Raw genomic sequence first — 17,004 nt, forward strand, 5'->3', positions numbered from 1 at the left:
AAAATAAAGCATAAACTCATATATTTTTTTCTATAATAAGCATTAAAAGTTTTAATTAAAATTAATAAAAATGTATATATTCGTTTTTATTTTTTTAAAAATACTTTTTTTAAAAATTTTGTGTAAAAAGATATATAAAAAATCAAAAAATATATAGACTATTTTTTTATTTATAGTAGTATATAATTATAGAATATTAAATTTTGTAAAGGGAACAATTAAAGTTATATACAGACTATGAGAATTTTGCTTGCTGTTACAAGCTCAATATCAGCATACAAAACACCAATGTTAGTGAGTATGTTAAAAAAACAAGGACATGAAATTATTTGTGCTGTCACCAAAAATGCACAAAATATGGTTGGCGTAAAAGCATTGGAAACAATGAGCAGCAATCATGTTATAACTGATATATGGCAGGAAGATGATGTTCTAAGACATATAAATATAAATAAAGAAACTGATATATTATTAATAGCTCCCGCTGATGCTAATATTATAGGTAAAATAGCTAATGGTATATGCGATGATGCCATAAGTACAATAGCTTGTGCCTATACTAAAAAGAAATATTTCGCTCCGGCTATGAATACTCATATGTGGCTTAATAAAGCTACTCAAAAAAATGTAAAATACATGATAGAAGAACTTGAGTATGAATTAATAGAACCAGAAAGCGGAAATATGGCATGTAATGATAAAGGGGTAGGAAGATTAGCGGAACTTGAAACAATAATTAAAAAAATTACAAGCAATGATAATAAATATCAAAATATCAAATTTACAATAACTTCAGGGGCTACTAAAGAATGGATAGACCCTATAAGATATATCACTAATAATTCAAGCGGGAAAATGGGGGCTTCTATATATGAAGAAATAGCTTCAAACGGCGGAATATCTACATATATAGAGGGGGAAGTAAATACTAATTTAAATATACATTCAAATGATAAGAAAATAAAAGTAGATACTACAAAACAATTACAGGAAGCTGTATTAAATGAATTAGATAACACAGATATACTTATAATGGCAGCAGCTCCTTTAGATTTCAGACCAGCAGTATCTTATGATAAAAAGGTAAAAAAACAAAATTTAAATAGTATAGAATTAATTGAAAATGATGATATACTAGCATCTACAAAAGACAAAAAGAAAAAAGGTACATTAATAGTATCTTTTGCAGCTGAAACTGCAGAAACTGATGATGAATTAAAAAATTATGCTGTTGATAAGATGAATAGAAAAAATGCAGATATGATAGTAGCAAATAAGATAAAAGATGCTATTGGAAAGGATACTAATAAAATAACTATTTTCTTTAGAGACGGCAGATATAAATCATATCCTATCTTAAGTAAAAAAGAATGTGCAAAAGAGATTGTAAGCATAGCTGTTGAAGAATGGAAAAACAAACAGCAGCTATAAAGGTTAATAAATAATATTTACGGGATTTTATATAATGAGTTATCTTTATGAAATAAAAGAAATAAGCAAAGTATATGGACATGGAGGCGGTGCCACTCAGGCATTAAAATCAGTTAATCTTACAATAGAAGAAGGAAAACTTACTGCAATATTAGGACCTAGCGGTTCCGGTAAAAGTACATTGCTCAATATTTTGGGTGCTTTGGATAAACCTACAAGCGGACAGGTATTATTTTTAGGAGAAGATATTTCTCATTACAGCAACAAAAAATTAGCAAAATTCAGAAGAGAAAATATAGGTTTCGTTTTCCAAAGTTATAATTTACTTCCAAATTTGACTGCTATTGAAAATGTAGAGTTTTCAACAGAGATAACAGGACTTTCACGCAGCAATGCAGAGGAAGCTCTAAAATTATTAGGACTTGAAAACAGAATTAAACACTACCCTACTGAATTATCAGGAGGAGAGCAGCAGCGTGTAAGTATTGCACGTGCTATAGCTAAAAAACCTAAAGTTGTATTATGCGATGAGCCTACTGGAGCATTGGATAATAAAACTGGTGTTATGGCTTTGAAAATATTAAGAGATTTAAATAGAAATTTTGGTACAAGCATAGTATTAATAACCCATAGTAAAGAAATAGCTAAAATGGCTGATACTGTAGTTAAAATACTTAGCGGTGAAGTATTAGACAGATATGATGTAGAGAACCCTCTAAATCCTGAAGATATAGAGTGGTAAAAAACTATTATAATAAAATGGATAAATAATCTATCATGATAAACATAAAAACTAAACTTTTATTTAGAAAAATAAATAAACAACTTGCAATATTTATGTCAGCTGTATTTATAGTAACTTTGGCTGTACTTTTCTTTGTTGCTGTAAAAACAGTGTATAGAGATTTCAAATTAGCTGCTGAAAACTATTTTGAAGAAAATGTTTTAGATGATTTAGTATTATTTGGAATGTTTGATACAAATGATATTAAAGTATTAGAAGATATGAACGGCATTGATAAAGTTGAAGCCAAACATAGATTCCAAGGTAAAATAGATAATATTGATGCTATCATATATGGAACTGATAATTCAGAAAATAGAATTAACAAACCGTATCTATATGAAGGAAAATACGATTTAGAAACTAATGAAATAGCTATTAACAAAAATTTTGCAGATGCCAATTCTTTAAAATTAGGCGATACTGTAGAATTAAGTTTTAATGATAAAACTAATTCATTTACTATAGTGGCTTTAGTTTCATATCCTAATTATGTATTTTTGTTTAAAGACGGAGCTAGTACTGCTTCTGAAGCTAAAGATTTTGCTGTTATAGAAGTAAATGAGGAACATTTTAAATATGTGCCTTACAATTCTATATATGTAAAATATAAAGAAGATGTTAATAAAAATAATACTGAAAATTTAATAAGAACTAAATTAAAACAAAAAATATTCTTTTTCACAGACAGAGAACAATCAGTTAATTACGTAAACTATGAACAAACATTGCTTCAAATAGATTCATTCTCATATATTTGTCCTTCTATACTTCTTCTTATGGCAATACTTCTTTTGTACATCATACAAAGGAGAAATGTTGCTGTTGAAAGAAAACAAATAGGTATAATGAAGGCTATAGGTTTGACAGATTTTTCTATAATGTTTATGTATATTAAATATTCTTTCTTGGTATCATTCTTTGGTATACTTTTAGCATTTATAGCAAGTAAATTCTTACTTCCTCCTATATTTAATGCTCTTGGAAATATATTTGATATGCCTAATTTTACATACAATATTTATATAGATTTATGGATAATATCAGCTTTAATAATATTATTTGTATGTATATTCTCTAATCTTTTAGCTGCAGTATCAATATTAAAATTGAATCCTGCTCAATCAATGAGAGGAGAACCTCCTAAAGGTGCTGGAAAAACATTTATAGAAAAATTCAAATTATGGAATAAATTATCTTTCAATACAAGATATGCAATAAAAAATGCATCAAGAAGCAAAACAAGATATTTAGCCTCTCTTTGGGGTATGTTTGCTGCTATTAGTATGACTATATTTGCTCAGGGATTCAATAATTCATTTGATTATTTCTTGTATACTTTATATGAGAAATTTGCTTTATATGATGTAACTGCAACAGTAAATCCTACTAAATGGGAAGATAACGCTGATATATTAACTAATTCAAGCATACAATATTTTGATAAAGCTGCTATTTATCAATCAAGAATATATCCTGCTTTCAAAGATGAAGGAGAGAGTTTATATATACCTACTCTAATATATAAAGACAGTTTCTCATCTCTTGATATACCAAATAATCCAAACAAAGAAGACTCTGTAATGATACCAAAATATTTAGCAGAGAAATTAAATGTTAAAGAAAATGATTATATAGGAATAGAATTATATACAATAGGAAATAGTATTTCAAGAAGAGTAAAGGTTACTCAATTTGTTGATCAGCAGGGAATGTTCTATATCTATATGGATAAAGAATTTGCTGAAAAAACATTTGATGTTAAAGATACTTATAACAATTTATTTTTAAAAACAAAAGATGATGTTTCAAGAGAAGAAGTAAAAGATATATTAGATAAAACAAAAGAAGTATCATATTACAGTTTTAGAAATGATGAATATGAAGCATATAAAAATCAAATAGCTACAATATATTTACTTGTACAAATACTTATATTTATAGCATTCTTACTTGGTGCTACATCTCTTTACGGGGTTGGAGTTATTACACTTGCTACTAGAAGATACGAATTCACACTTCTTAAAGTTATGGGATATACAACTAAAGAGATTATGATAGCTTCATTAAAAGAAACTATTACACAAGTTATAGTAGCAATTCCATTAGGTATAGCTGCCGGTTATGGAATATTGTATTTGGTAAAAAAACCATTCTCAAGCAAGTTATTCTCTTTTGTACCTCATGTATACAATTCAAGTTATTTTCTTGCTATAGTACTTCTTATAGCTGTAATACTTTTAGTTTCTATTATGAGTACGCATTATATAAATAAACTTGATATGGTTGAAGGATTAAAAGACAGAGAAGAATAATTTTAATAGAAAAATAAATAATAATTAAAAATAATGAAAAGAGTCTGATAATTGTCAGGCTCTTTTTATATACAGAAGCATATAAATAATTTCAAAAAAATTAATAAAAAAACGAAAAAATATTTTTTATCTATTGACATTTTTTATAGTTGTAGTATAATAACAATCAATTCGCTGGTGTAGCTCAATTGGCAGAGCAGCTGATTTGTAATCAGCCGGTTGCGGGTTCAAGTCCCATCACCAGCTCATTTTTTTTTTGCATAACTTTTTTCCTACCTATTTTATTTCAAAAATACTAATTATTTAATTATTCTATTTCGATAATATATTGAATTGTTTTGTTAGGAAATGAATAATATGATCAAATTAAAAGATTTAATAAGTAAAAAAGGATATTTTTTAATAGCTGAAGCTGGCTGTAATCATGAAGGCAGTTTAGAAATGGCTATACAAATGGTTAAAGAGGCAGCAAAAGCTAAAGCTGATGCTATCAAATTTCAAAGCTTCACACAAAAAACTTTATTTGCTCCAAAAGAATATACTAAAATATTAAAATTAAAAGAAGATGCTCTTGATGGAGTTGATAATATAATATTAAAAAAAGAATGGTATGAACCTCTAATAAAAGAAGCTAAAAAAAATAATATAATGTTTATAACCACACCTTTTTCTGTAGAATCAGTTAATGACATAAATTTTTATGATATACCTGTTATAAAAATAGCTTCTTGCGATATAGATAATATACCGCTTCTTGATGCTATTGCTAAGACAAAAAAGCCTGTAATACTTTCTGCTGGTTTGGCTCTTAATAAAGACATCAAAAATGCATTACAGATATTAAAAAATAATGAAGTGGCTTTATTACATTGTTCTGTTGAATATCCTACTCCTATGGAAAATGCTAGATTAAACAGAATACCTGTAATGAAAAAAACATTTAAAAATTGCATAATAGGTTATTCAGATCATACTATAGGAATAGAAGCTCCTATTATAGCTCTTACTTTAGGGGCTAAAATAATAGAGAAGCATTTCACTATTACTCCTGAAAAAGAAAGCGGTGATCATATTTTAAGTTTAGATACTGAAGGAATGTCCAATTTAGTAACATCTATAAATAATACTTTAACAATGCTTGGCGGTGCTTCAGCTGAAAAGAAAGAACATATTTTAAGCAAACAAGAAAAGAAAGAACTTGTATATGCTAAAAGAGGCGTTTATCTTAATCATGCTATGCTTAAAGGTGAAATCATTACAGAAAAAGATATCATTACTTTAAGACCTTGTGTAGGAATACCTGCTAAAGACTATAGGAAAGTTATAGGAAAAACTTTAAAAGTGGATAAGAAATCATACACTGCTTTAAGTTTCAAAGACTTAAAGAAATAATCCTATTATATATAAATTTTTGTTAACGCACGTTAAACGAAGCTATAAACTTTTTATTTATTAAATTATATAATCGAATAAAATTAAATAGTTTCGTTCAGCGTGCGTTATTTTTATTTTAAACCTAATCTCCGCTTGGGTGGGTGTGCTTTTTCAATTTTTGCTTTAAAGAATAAAAAATTAAAACTTTAAATACAATCCAAAAATTTTAAAGGGCGGGGTATGTAAATAATTTTTTATTGAATAAAAGTAACTTGCATTATAGAATAATTAAATAAATTCAATAATAAAAAATAATAATCATTAAGGATAAAATAAATGCAAAGCTTTATATACAACAACCCTACAAAAGTAATATTTGGAAAAGACGCTGAAGAAAATACAGCAAAAGAAATAAAAAACTTCGGCGGTAAAAAAGTATTCATAGTTTATGGTACAAAAAGCGTAAAAGAAAGCGGATTATTAGAAAAGATAGAAAATATATTAAAAAAAGAAAATATAGAATATCAATTATTTGGAGGAGCCATTGCCAACCCTACCCTATCACATGCCAGAGAAGGAGTAAAAAAAGCAATAGATTTCAAAGCAGACTTTATACTTGGCATAGGAGGAGGAAGTGCTATTGATACTGCCAAAGCTATAGCACATGGAGCAGCTAATCCAGATACTGATATATGGGAATTTTGGACTAAAACAAAAACTTTAGAAAAAAGCCTTCCTATAGGATGCATACTCACAATAGCAGCTGCAGGAAGCGAGACAAGCAATTCTTCTGTACTCACTAACGAAGAAACAATTGATAAAAGAGGCTTTCCTACGGAATTTAACCGTCCTAAATTTGCCATAATGAATCCTTGCTTAACTTTTACTTTGCCATATTATCAAGTAGCATGCGGAATAGTTGACATGCTTATGCATACATTTGACAGATATTTCGGAGACAGCGAAAACTCAGTAAACGGCGACAATAATCAAACAACAGATGCTATTGCTGAAGCTATTTTAAGAACTATTATAAAAAATGGTTTAGTAGCTATGAAAGATAAAACTAATTATGATGCTATGAGCGAGCTTATGTGGTGCGGAAGTTTATCGCATAACACTTTAACAGGACTTGGACTTTCTGCTGACTTTATAGTTCATAAATTTGGTCATGAATTAAGTGCAAAATTTAATGCAGCACATGGAGCAAGCCTTTCTGTGATGTGGGGATCTTGGGCTAAATACTGTCTAAAAGACAAAAAAGAAAGATTCATTCAATACTCAAAAAATGTTTGGGGAATTGATGATGATACAGGACTCAAAGGAATAGAAAAAACTATAGAATATTTCAAACAAATAAATATGCCTACCAACTTTACAGAATTAGGAGTAGGAATACAAAGCGAAGAAGTTTTAGAGGATTTAACAAGAAGATGCATCAAAGACGGTAAATTAGAGTTTAAACATTTTAGGGCTTTAAATAGAGAAGATGTTTATAATATTTTCAAAATGGCTAATGTATAAAAAATTTATATATTTAATTTTATAAACTTTATCAGAATTATTAACAGAGAAAAACTATAATTTTAATATACATCAAAAATGCCTATAAAATTATAGTTTATTCTCTGTATCTGAAAGTAAATACAATTATAAAATATATAAATTATTTACTTTCTATAATTTTCTAATCTTCAATAACTATAATACTTATCTCCTATTCACTTTCATTCATCTAAAATAATAATACTACTTATAATATATTTTTATGCTTGTAACTTTACCGTTATATGGTATAATTTTTTTATAAATTTGTTTTTTTAATAAAAACTAATATAAGGATTGATTATATAATGGATAAAATTAATATAACTAAAATAATGGAATTATTACCTCATAGATATCCTTTCTTACTTGTGGATAAAGTAGAAAGTATCGAAGATGGACAAATACATGCAATAAAAAATGTAACTTTTAATGAACCTCAATTTACTGGACATTTTCCTGAAAGTCCTATCATGCCAGGTGTTTTAATGATTGAAGCATTAGCTCAAACTTCTGGTATTTACTGCTATACAAAATTATTAAAACCTGAAGAACTTGGAAAAAAATTCATGTTCTTTGCTAAAATAGATAATGTTAAATTTAAAAATCCTGTTATACCTGGTGATGTAATGGATATGTATGTAACAGTAGATGCTTTTAATGGAACATTGTTTAAAACTCATGGAGAAGTAAAAGTTGACGGCAAATTAGCTTGTTCTGGAGATTTAGGATTGTTCTTAGTAGATAAAGAGGCTATGAAAATAGAAAAATAATTAGCTTTAACAAAATAAGGAAAATAAATGCCAAATAATATACATAAAACTGCGATTATTTCAGAATCTGCTAAAATAGCTGATAATGTTCAAATAGGACCTTATGCAATTATAGAAGGTGAAGTTTCTATAGGTGAAAATACAACTATTGGAGCTCATTCTGTTATAAAAGAATATACAACTATAGGTAAAAATAATATTATACATGATCATGCAGTAATAGGAAATTTACCTCAGGATATACATTTTGATAGAAAAACAGTAAGTTTTCTTGAAATCGGTGACAATAACGAAATTAGAGAATTTGCTAATTTACATAGAGCTTCTAAAGAAAATGCTAAAACTATTATAAGAAATAACTGTTATATAATGGCTACAGGACATGTTGCCCATGACTGCGAAATACAAGATAATGTTATAATATGTAATGGGGCTTTAGTAGCTGGACATGTAAGAGCAGAAAAAGGTGCTTTTATATCTGGTAACTGTGTAGTACATCAATTCTGTGCTATAGGACAGTACGCTATGATAAGCGGTATGTCTGCTGTTGGCAGAGATATATTACCTTATGCTTTAACTGCTCATGCTGGAGAGGCTATTGTTTATAAACTTAATTTAGTTGGTATGAGACGTGCTGGTTTCACATCTGAACAAATATCTCAAGCAGAAGAAGCTTATGATTTATGGTATAATTGGAATAAAACTAAACAAGAGTTTTTAGATACATATTTAAATGACAATTCATTAAATGAAATAGCTAAAAATATAGTAGAGTTTATATCCAAGGCAAAAAGAGGAATTACACCTAGAAAAACTGTGTAATCAAATTATAAAAAATAACTTATGAGAATATTTATAGCTACTGGCGAAGTATCAGGCGACATTCAAGGTGCCTTATTGGCAAAAAAGATAAAGGAATTAGACTCCTCTATAATATTAGACGGCTTTGGCGGAGTTGAAATGCAAAAAGCCAATGTTAATATATTATCTGATATGTCAACATTATCTACTATGGGAATATTTGAAGGGGCTAATCCGGTTTATGCTTTCAAAAAATTAGGTGCTTTCAACATATTACAAGATTATCTCAAAAAGAATAAAGTTGATATAATGCTTTTAGTAGATAATCAAGGCGTTAATTTATTATTGGCTAAATATTGTAAAGCTAATAATATACCATATATGTATTATTTTCCTCCTCATGTTGGTATATGGGGAGCTTGGAATGCTAAAAAATTACTTTCAGCTAAAAAAATTATAACACCTTTCTTATTCGATTATGAGGTATATAAAAAATACGGCTGTGATGTAATGTATAGCGGACATCCGTTCGCAGATTTAGATTATGATAGAGAAATTCCAAAATTGGATATGCCTCCAAAAGATTATACTGTTGGGGTATTATTTGGAAGCAGACATCAGGAAATAACAAAATTGGCTCCTGTATTTATTAAAGCTATGAAAATGCTTAATGATATGCTTTCTTCAAATATAAGATTTGTTATACCTATAGCATATCCGGAATATACAGAACCTATAAAAAAAATTATTGATAATTACAAAAATATATTAGAAGGGGTATCATATTCTTTATTGAATGGTGATAATAAAGATTATGTATATTCTTATTCTGATGCTTTAATTATGTCAAGCGGTACTGCTAGTCTTTTAGCTGCTTGTTATGGAAAACCTATGGTAATATGCTATAAAATATCACATATTACTTTCTTCCTTGGAAAATTGCTTACTAATATAAAATATGTTGGTATGCCTAATGTTTTACTTAATGAAGAAGCTGCTCCTGAATTATTACAAAATGACTGCAACCCTAATGCTATTACAAGTTATATAATGAAATATTTAACAGATAAAGAATATTACAAAAAGGTAAGTACTAATTTGCTTAGAGTAAGAGATACATTAGGTGAAAAAAATGTATTAGAACGTATAGCTAAAGAGATTATTAAATCATGATAGATGCCCAGAGTAGTATAGAAGATATATTAAAATACATTAAAAATCATAAAAAAGAACCTGTAAAATTTAATATTATATGGCTTGATAATATTACTAAACAAAAAATTATTTTTATAGTAGAAGAAATATTAAAAAAATATAATATAGATAAATATACAAATGATGCTGTATATATCATAATGGAACTTATCTCCAATGCAATTAAAGCAAGGTATTTACATATCATTACTATAAAAATATTAAAAGAAAAATTTCCTAATTTTACAAGTCAAATAGAAAATGAAGAATATTTTAATGATTATGACATAATGAGTGAATATTCTAATATACTAAAAGACGATGATACTAAAAATAAATTAAAAGAATACATCAAATTAGAAAATAATTTAATAAAAGATATTGACAATAATATAGAAATAGATGAAAAAAAATATTCTCAATTATTAAATAATAATGATATGAGAAACAAATTAACTATCAAATTAATATCAAGAATAAATAAAAATGATCTTTATTTTGAAATAATTAATGATGCTCCTCTTACAATGATAAGCAGAACAAGAATAGATTCAAAAAGATTAACTTTTAAAGAATATTATAATAATGATTTAGTAGAAAAATTTTTCACTGAACAATTAGATAACAGTGAAAGTGCAGGATTTGGACTTGCTTTATGCGATTTAAGACTTTTCAATCAAAATTTGGAACCGCATAATCATTTAAAAATATATGATGAAAATCATAAAACCCATTCAAGGTTAATACTTCCAATTAAAAAGGAATTTAGTTTTATAACTTACCATAACAAATATTAATTAGATTTATAATTGATTTAAACGCACGGTAAACAAAATTTAAAATATAATTGAATTTGAATTCAAAATAAATTTATGTTTTTAGTTTTATTCTGCTTGCGGTAAGTAGATAATAAATTAAAAAAAATTTTGGGTGGGCAGCTAAAATAACAGTTAAAATAAAAAAGAAAAATATTATTATAATATCATAGAAAATAGAAAGCCTAAAGGGCGGGCAAATGTAATTTAAATTTTAAAACTTTATTCTAAATCCCACCCTTTTATATTTAGTATAATATTTTGAATGTTTATTTTTATTATCTTTATGGCTTAATTAGAAATTTTAACACCCACCCAAGTGCTGATTAGATGAAAAACGCATTTAACGCACGATAAACAAAATTTAAAATATAATTGAATTTGAATTCAAAATAAATTTATGTTTTTGGCTATATTCTGCGTGCGGTAAGTAGATATAATTAAAAACTATATATTCAAGAAAATTATTTTTGCTCCGCTTCCGCCAAGATGTATAGGAGCATCAGCAGCATATTTTATATAATGTTTTCCCTCTGTTGCTAAATAATACTCTACTAGATTTTTTAATACCGGTATTCTGTTTTCACTTCCAAATCCTTTACCATGTATTATTAAAATAGGACTTACTCTATTCTTTTTACATTCATAAATAAAATGTTTAACTTCTATCAATGCCCTATCACTTGTAAGTCCATGTAAATCAAGTCTGTCTTTTGGAATAACATTTTTTATATTAGGTTTAAATTTGATATTAATTTTTCTATCTTGAATAGATTTTTTAGAATGATTAGTGCAATCGAGATTTTCAATTGCACTTAAAAACATATTTCTATCTTCTTCACTAATAACAAAATCATTATTAGCAGATTCTTTTTTTATTTCAATTTCTTTATTATCAATTTTTTGAATATTTTCTTTTTTTATATCTTTTTTTGAACTTTTAAAATCATTAGGAAAATATCCATGTTCTAAATAAAACTCAAATAGTTTTCTATCTTCTTCTTCAGAGTTTTTCGACATATTGATAAAATCCTAACAATAAATTAAGAGTTTAATAATTTTAAAAACTCAGCATTGTCCTTAGTAGAATTCATTTTATCAATAACAGTTTCTATTAATTGATCCTCATCTATACCCTGAGACTGCATGTATTTTCTTAAAGCCCACATTTTATTCTTTTCTTCTTCAGTAAGAAGTAAATCTTCCCTTCTAGTAGAAGAAGAATCAATATCAATAGCAGGGAAAAGTCTTCTATTAGCAAGTTTTCTATCTAAATGAAGTTCCATATTACCAGTACCTTTGAACTCTTCATAAATATAATCGTCCATTTTACTGCCAGTATCAACCAAAGCAGAAGCAATAATAGTAAGAGAACCGCCTTCTTCAATATTACGAGCTGCACCGAAGAATCTTTTTGGTTTATGCAAAGCATTAGAATCAACACCGCCTGTTAATACCTTACCGCTTGCAGGTACAACCAAGTTATAAGCTCTTGAAAGTCTTGTAATAGAATCTAATATTATAACAACATCATGTTTATTTTCTACCAAACGTTTAGCTTTTTCTAATACCATTTCAGAAACCTGACAATGCTTATCAGGAGTTTCATCAAAAGTAGAAGCTACAACTTCAGCCTCTGGTACTTGTCTTTTCATATCAGTAACTTCTTCAGGACGTTCATCTATAAGAAGTATGAATAATTTAATATCAGGATAATTTTTACAAATAGCATTAGCAATTTCCTGAAGCATCATAGTTTTACCAGCTTTAGGAGGTGCAACAATCAAACCTCTTTGACCTTTACCAATAGGAGAAACTAAATTAATGATACGAGTAGAAATTTTATTAGGTAAAAATTCCAAATCAATACGTTCATTAGGGAAAATAGGAGTCAATTTATCGAAATGAGGTCTTTTATACAGATTATTAGGTTCCTCACCATTAACACTTTCTATTCTAAGTAAAGCAAAAAACTTTTCACCAGCATTATCTTTAGGAGGTCTCACCTCACCTCTAATAATATCACCTGTTCTAAGTCCAAATAGTCTAATTTGAGCAGGAGAAATATATATATCATCAGGTCCAACTAAATAATTACTATTCTGAGATCTTAAAAATCCAAAACCATCTTGCAAAGTTTCTAAAGTACCTTCAGCAACTATTTTACCTTCCATAGCTATTTGAGCTTTCAATATAGCATGCATAAGCTCTTGACGTCTGATATTATTATTTGCATCTTTTTTAATACCATAAGATTCAGCAAATTCTAAAAGTTCTTCAAAAGTCAAACAACTTAATTTAGTAATATAAAGAACATCATGAGGTCTTTTAACTTCTTTTACTTCATCATTAGTCTCAATTTCTTTATCAAGTTCTTCTTTTTCCTGTATAATTTCTGAATTATTTGTATTTTCTTCATTAGAGTCAGCAACAACCTGCTTTATCACTCTTTTTCTCACAACTTTTTTCACCTGAGCAGGAGCTGTTTCAATTTCCTCATTTTCATTAGATACTTTCACACGTTTTTTTGTTGGAAAAGGCATAATAATTCCTCCATAAACAATACTCATGTAAAGTTATAGCGAGTATTCGCTATAACCACACATAAGATACTATTTATATAATAAAATTTGCTTATATTAGATTTATAAACCGATTTGTTTATTTTTGTTTAATTATTATTTATTTTCAGTTTTTACAGAAGAGCTATCAGATTCGCAAAGCATAACTACACACATATCAGCAGCATCACCGAATCTTTTATATGATAAAATTTTTCTTACATAACCGCCATTTTTATTAGCATATCTAGGAGCTATATCTTTGAAAAGTTTAGTAAGTATAGTTCTATCTTTAACATACTTAGCAACCATTCTTCTATTATGAACATTATCAACTTTAGCTTTATAAATAATTTTATCAGCTAATTGTTTAATAGCTCTACCTTTTTCTTTAGTAGTTTCTATTTTTTCATATTTAAAAAGAGAAGTAAGCATATTAGAAAGCATAGCTTTTTTATGTGCACTTGTTCTATTAAATTTTTTAACTGTAACTCTATGTCTCATATTACCTATCCTTAAAAGTTTATTAACTTTTTAATATTATCCTCTCATACCAAGATGAGCACCGAACTCTGCAAGTTTTTCTTTAATTTCCTCAATGATCATTTCATTAGCACCAGCAAGTCTATTCAAATTAGCCTCACTTTTAACAGCAATTTTATCCAAAGTTTTCAAATCTGAAGCCATTAAGAAATTAGCAGTTCTAACAGAGAATTCTACTTCTTCAATATGTTTACCCTTAAGAGAATCAAGTACAGAATCTTTAGGAGTTTCTTCGATTTTTTCATCATCACCATTAGCTTCTTCAGGGTCCATAAAATGTTTAAGATTTTCTCTTAAAATTTTAGCAGCCTGAGACAAAGCTTTTTCAGGAGCCACATTACCCTTAGTTTCTATTTCAAGAGTAAGTTTTCCATAATCTATACGTTGTCCAACTCTTACAGGTTCAACATTATATTTAACATTTAAAATAGGAGAGTATATAGCATCAATAACTATAGCATTAATATCTTCTCTCAATTCATCATTCATTTCAGCAGGTACATAACTATATCCACCCTCAATCTGAATATCCATTTCAAAAGTGTAACCTTCAGCAATTGTAGCTATATAATAGTCTGGATTATGAACTTGAGCTTCAGCATCATCTGCAACCAAATCACCAGCAGTGATAGTGCAAGGACCTTCTTTTCTCATATGAATAGTTTTAGTATCCAAATGAGGAGGAAGAGAAACTACTACATTTTTAAGATGCATAATCATAACTATAGTATCTTCTTTCATACCAGGTACATTTTCAAATTCGTTACTAACACCTTCTATTTTAATAGCAGTGATAGCATAACCAGGTATAGAAGACAACAACACTCTTCTTAAAGCATTACCAACTGTAACTGCATATCCTCTTTCAAAAGGCTGAGCAATAAACTTACCATAAGTAGGAGTTAAATCTTTCTTTTCAAAAGTAACTCTATGAGGATGTCTAATAGATTCTAATATTTCTTTTAATGCCATTCTTATAATACCTCTTATAAAAGAGTTCCATTACTTAGAATAGTACTCAATGATGAGCTGTTCATTGATAGGATACTCTATATGCTCTCTTATAGGTAAAGTAACTATTTCACCTGTTTTATTAGAAAGATCTAAACTTAACCAAGCAGGAACATATTCACTTTTTAAACCTTCTATAATAGTTTTTACCTCAGCTACTGCATTACCTCTTTCAGTAATAGAAACTTTATCACCAACTTTAACACAGTATGAAGGAACTGTCATTCTTTTTCCATTTACTGATATAAAACCATGAGCTACGAATTGTCTAGCTTGATTTCTGCTTTTAGCAAGACCAAGTCTATAAACAACATTATCCAAACGTAATTCTAATAATCTAAGTAAGTTTTCACCAGATACACCAGCTACACGAATAGCTTCATGATAATAATTTCTAAATTGTTTTTCTAAAACGCCATAAATACGTTTAACTTTTTGTTTTTCTCTCATCTGAATACCATATTCTGATAACTGTTTCATTTTACGGTTACTAGGACCTGGTACATCTCTTTTTTTTGTTATAGCACATTTAGCAGTAAGACATCTTTCACCTTTTAACATAAGTTTAGTTTTTTCACGACGACATAATCTACAACTAGCATCTCTATATCTTGCCATATTATTTATCTCCTATTTAATACAACTTAAATACAAAAATTATATTCTTCTTCTTTTTCTAGGACGGCAACCGTTATGAGGCATTGGAGTAACGTCCTTAATAAGTTTTACTTTAAGTCCAGAAGCTTCAACTGCTCTGATAGAACTTTCTCTACCCATACCTGGACCTTTTACATAAACTTCTACTTCTCTAACACCCATCTCATAAGCTTTTTTAGATGCTTTTTCACTAGCAACTTGTGCAGCAAAAGGTGTAGATTTCTTACTACTTTTGTAATCTCCATCTAAACCTGCACTAGCCCAAGATAAAGTATCTCCATTTCTATCTGTTATAGTAACTATTGTATTATTAAAGCTAGCCTTTATATGTACTATACCAAAAGCTTCAACTTTTCTATCTTTTTTAATTTTTTTATCTTTTAGAGTTTTTTTACCTTTTTGAGTAGCCACTATTATCCCCCATTAATTATTTTTTACCTGGTGCTTTTTTCTTACCAGCTATTGCTTTTCTAGCTCCACCACCTCTAGCATTACGTGAGTTAGTGCGAGTACGCTGACCATGTACAGGAAGCCTCTTAATATGACGCATTCCACGATATGAGTGAATGTCTTTTAAACGCTTTATGTTATTATAAAGCTCTGTACGTAAATCACCTTCTACTTTAGTAGTGGCTTCTATAGCATCTCTTAAAGCTGTAATTTGTGCGTCTGTTAAATCTTTAGCTTTGATAGAATAATCTATATTAGCTTTATCACAAATAACATGAGCAAGAGTGCGACCTATACCATATATGTCGGTAAGGGCTATTTCTATTCTTTTATTGTTTCTAATTTCAACACCCATTAAGCGTGCCATATTAATTATCTCCTTAAATTAATTACTTCTGTTTTTGTTTATGTCTTGGGTTTTTCTTACATATAACTCTAACTACGCCTTTTCTTTTAACTATCTGACAGTCATTACAGCGTTTTTTTATAGAACTTTTTACTTTCATTGTAACTAATCTCCATTTAATTTATTACTTATAACGATAAATTATTCTACCCTTTGTCAAATCATAGGGAGACATTTCTATAGTTACCTTATCACCAGGAAGTATACGAATGAAATTCATACGCATTTTACCTGATATATGTGCCAATATCTTATGACCATTGTCAAGCTCTACTTTAAAAGTAGCATTTGGTAGAGGTTCAACTACTGTACCCTCTATCTCTATAGTTTCTCTCTCAGCCATT

At 28.2% G+C, this 17,004-nt stretch carries 18 protein-coding genes and 1 tRNA gene; 10 read left to right on the forward strand and 9 right to left on the reverse strand.

What is annotated here, in order from left to right; genetic code table 11:
- Positions 1 to 237 precede the first annotated feature (237 nt).
- The 10 genes from coaBC (at position 238) to R4K56_RS06970 (ending at position 11,014) form a co-directional block, all read left to right on the forward strand.
- Positions 238 to 1,431, forward strand: a complete 1,194-nt coding sequence (coaBC, locus tag R4K56_RS06925) for a bifunctional phosphopantothenoylcysteine decarboxylase/phosphopantothenate--cysteine ligase CoaBC (protein WP_335771726.1) — start codon at positions 238 to 240, stop codon at positions 1,429 to 1,431.
- Positions 1,432 to 1,465: 34 nt separating this feature from the next.
- Positions 1,466 to 2,173, forward strand: a complete 708-nt coding sequence (locus R4K56_RS06930; RefSeq protein ID WP_297296517.1) for an ABC transporter ATP-binding protein — start codon at positions 1,466 to 1,468, stop codon at positions 2,171 to 2,173.
- A gap of 35 nt (positions 2,174 to 2,208) precedes the next feature.
- Positions 2,209 to 4,530 (forward strand): ABC transporter permease, encoded by a 2,322-nt coding sequence (locus tag R4K56_RS06935; RefSeq protein ID WP_335771725.1) that lies wholly within the window; start codon positions 2,209 to 2,211, stop codon positions 4,528 to 4,530.
- A gap of 173 nt (positions 4,531 to 4,703) precedes the next feature.
- Positions 4,704 to 4,776, forward strand: a tRNA-Thr gene (locus tag R4K56_RS06940).
- 111 nt (positions 4,777 to 4,887) lie between these two features.
- Positions 4,888 to 5,922: an N-acetylneuraminate synthase family protein gene (locus R4K56_RS06945; protein WP_335771724.1), complete on the forward strand. Its 1,035-nt coding sequence runs from the start codon at positions 4,888 to 4,890 to the stop codon at positions 5,920 to 5,922.
- A gap of 318 nt (positions 5,923 to 6,240) precedes the next feature.
- A complete protein-coding gene (locus R4K56_RS06950; protein ID WP_335771723.1) occupies positions 6,241 to 7,428 on the forward strand; it encodes an iron-containing alcohol dehydrogenase in 1,188 nt (395 codons plus the stop codon).
- Positions 7,429 to 7,757: 329 nt separating this feature from the next.
- Positions 7,758 to 8,222 carry a 3-hydroxyacyl-ACP dehydratase FabZ gene (fabZ, locus tag R4K56_RS06955; protein WP_335771722.1) on the forward strand — a complete coding sequence of 155 codons (465 nt, stop codon included), beginning with the start codon at positions 7,758 to 7,760 and terminating at the stop codon, positions 8,220 to 8,222.
- 27 nt (positions 8,223 to 8,249) lie between these two features.
- On the forward strand, positions 8,250 to 9,044 hold the full coding sequence (gene lpxA / locus R4K56_RS06960) for an acyl-ACP--UDP-N-acetylglucosamine O-acyltransferase (RefSeq protein WP_335771721.1): 795 nt from the start codon (positions 8,250 to 8,252) through the stop codon (positions 9,042 to 9,044).
- 21 nt (positions 9,045 to 9,065) lie between these two features.
- Positions 9,066 to 10,196: a lipid-A-disaccharide synthase gene (gene lpxB / locus R4K56_RS06965; protein ID WP_335757495.1), complete on the forward strand. Its 1,131-nt coding sequence runs from the start codon at positions 9,066 to 9,068 to the stop codon at positions 10,194 to 10,196.
- A complete protein-coding gene (locus tag R4K56_RS06970) occupies positions 10,193 to 11,014 on the forward strand; it encodes a hypothetical protein (protein WP_335757494.1) in 822 nt (273 codons plus the stop codon). The genes lpxB and R4K56_RS06970 overlap by 4 nt, the downstream gene beginning before the upstream one ends.
- Before the next feature lie 465 nt (positions 11,015 to 11,479).
- Here R4K56_RS06970 and R4K56_RS06975 read toward each other — a convergent pair whose 3' ends face one another.
- From R4K56_RS06975 to infA, 9 genes are all read right to left on the reverse strand, one after another.
- Positions 11,480 to 12,052 carry a Smr/MutS family protein gene (locus tag R4K56_RS06975; RefSeq protein ID WP_335771720.1) on the reverse strand — a complete coding sequence of 191 codons (573 nt, stop codon included), beginning with the start codon at positions 12,050 to 12,052 and terminating at the stop codon, positions 11,480 to 11,482.
- Between the two features lie 23 nt (positions 12,053 to 12,075).
- The gene (gene rho / locus R4K56_RS06980; protein WP_335771719.1) at positions 12,076 to 13,575 is read right to left on the reverse strand and encodes a transcription termination factor Rho; all 1,500 of its coding nucleotides are present in this window, start codon (positions 13,573 to 13,575) and stop codon (positions 12,076 to 12,078) included.
- Between the two features lie 135 nt (positions 13,576 to 13,710).
- The gene (gene rplQ / locus R4K56_RS06985; RefSeq protein WP_297295807.1) at positions 13,711 to 14,097 is read right to left on the reverse strand and encodes a 50S ribosomal protein L17; all 387 of its coding nucleotides are present in this window, start codon (positions 14,095 to 14,097) and stop codon (positions 13,711 to 13,713) included.
- Positions 14,098 to 14,133: 36 nt separating this feature from the next.
- Positions 14,134 to 15,108 carry a DNA-directed RNA polymerase subunit alpha gene (locus R4K56_RS06990; protein WP_335759336.1) on the reverse strand — a complete coding sequence of 325 codons (975 nt, stop codon included), beginning with the start codon at positions 15,106 to 15,108 and terminating at the stop codon, positions 14,134 to 14,136.
- Positions 15,109 to 15,138: 30 nt separating this feature from the next.
- Positions 15,139 to 15,765 carry a 30S ribosomal protein S4 gene (gene rpsD / locus R4K56_RS06995; protein WP_297295811.1) on the reverse strand — a complete coding sequence of 209 codons (627 nt, stop codon included), beginning with the start codon at positions 15,763 to 15,765 and terminating at the stop codon, positions 15,139 to 15,141.
- A gap of 39 nt (positions 15,766 to 15,804) precedes the next feature.
- A complete protein-coding gene (gene rpsK / locus R4K56_RS07000; protein WP_008723418.1) occupies positions 15,805 to 16,215 on the reverse strand; it encodes a 30S ribosomal protein S11 in 411 nt (136 codons plus the stop codon).
- Positions 16,216 to 16,231: 16 nt separating this feature from the next.
- A complete protein-coding gene (rpsM, locus tag R4K56_RS07005; protein ID WP_008723417.1) occupies positions 16,232 to 16,621 on the reverse strand; it encodes a 30S ribosomal protein S13 in 390 nt (129 codons plus the stop codon).
- Between the two features lie 22 nt (positions 16,622 to 16,643).
- Positions 16,644 to 16,760, reverse strand: a complete 117-nt coding sequence (rpmJ, locus tag R4K56_RS07010; protein ID WP_008723415.1) for a 50S ribosomal protein L36 — start codon at positions 16,758 to 16,760, stop codon at positions 16,644 to 16,646.
- 24 nt (positions 16,761 to 16,784) lie between these two features.
- Positions 16,785 to 17,003, reverse strand: a complete 219-nt coding sequence (infA, locus tag R4K56_RS07015) for a translation initiation factor IF-1 (RefSeq protein WP_297295815.1) — start codon at positions 17,001 to 17,003, stop codon at positions 16,785 to 16,787.
- Position 17,004: the final 1 nt, after the last annotated feature.

This window comes from Brachyspira pulli, from assembly GCF_036997785.1.
In the GTDB taxonomy this organism is placed as follows: domain Bacteria; phylum Spirochaetota; class Brachyspiria; order Brachyspirales; family Brachyspiraceae; genus Brachyspira; species Brachyspira pulli.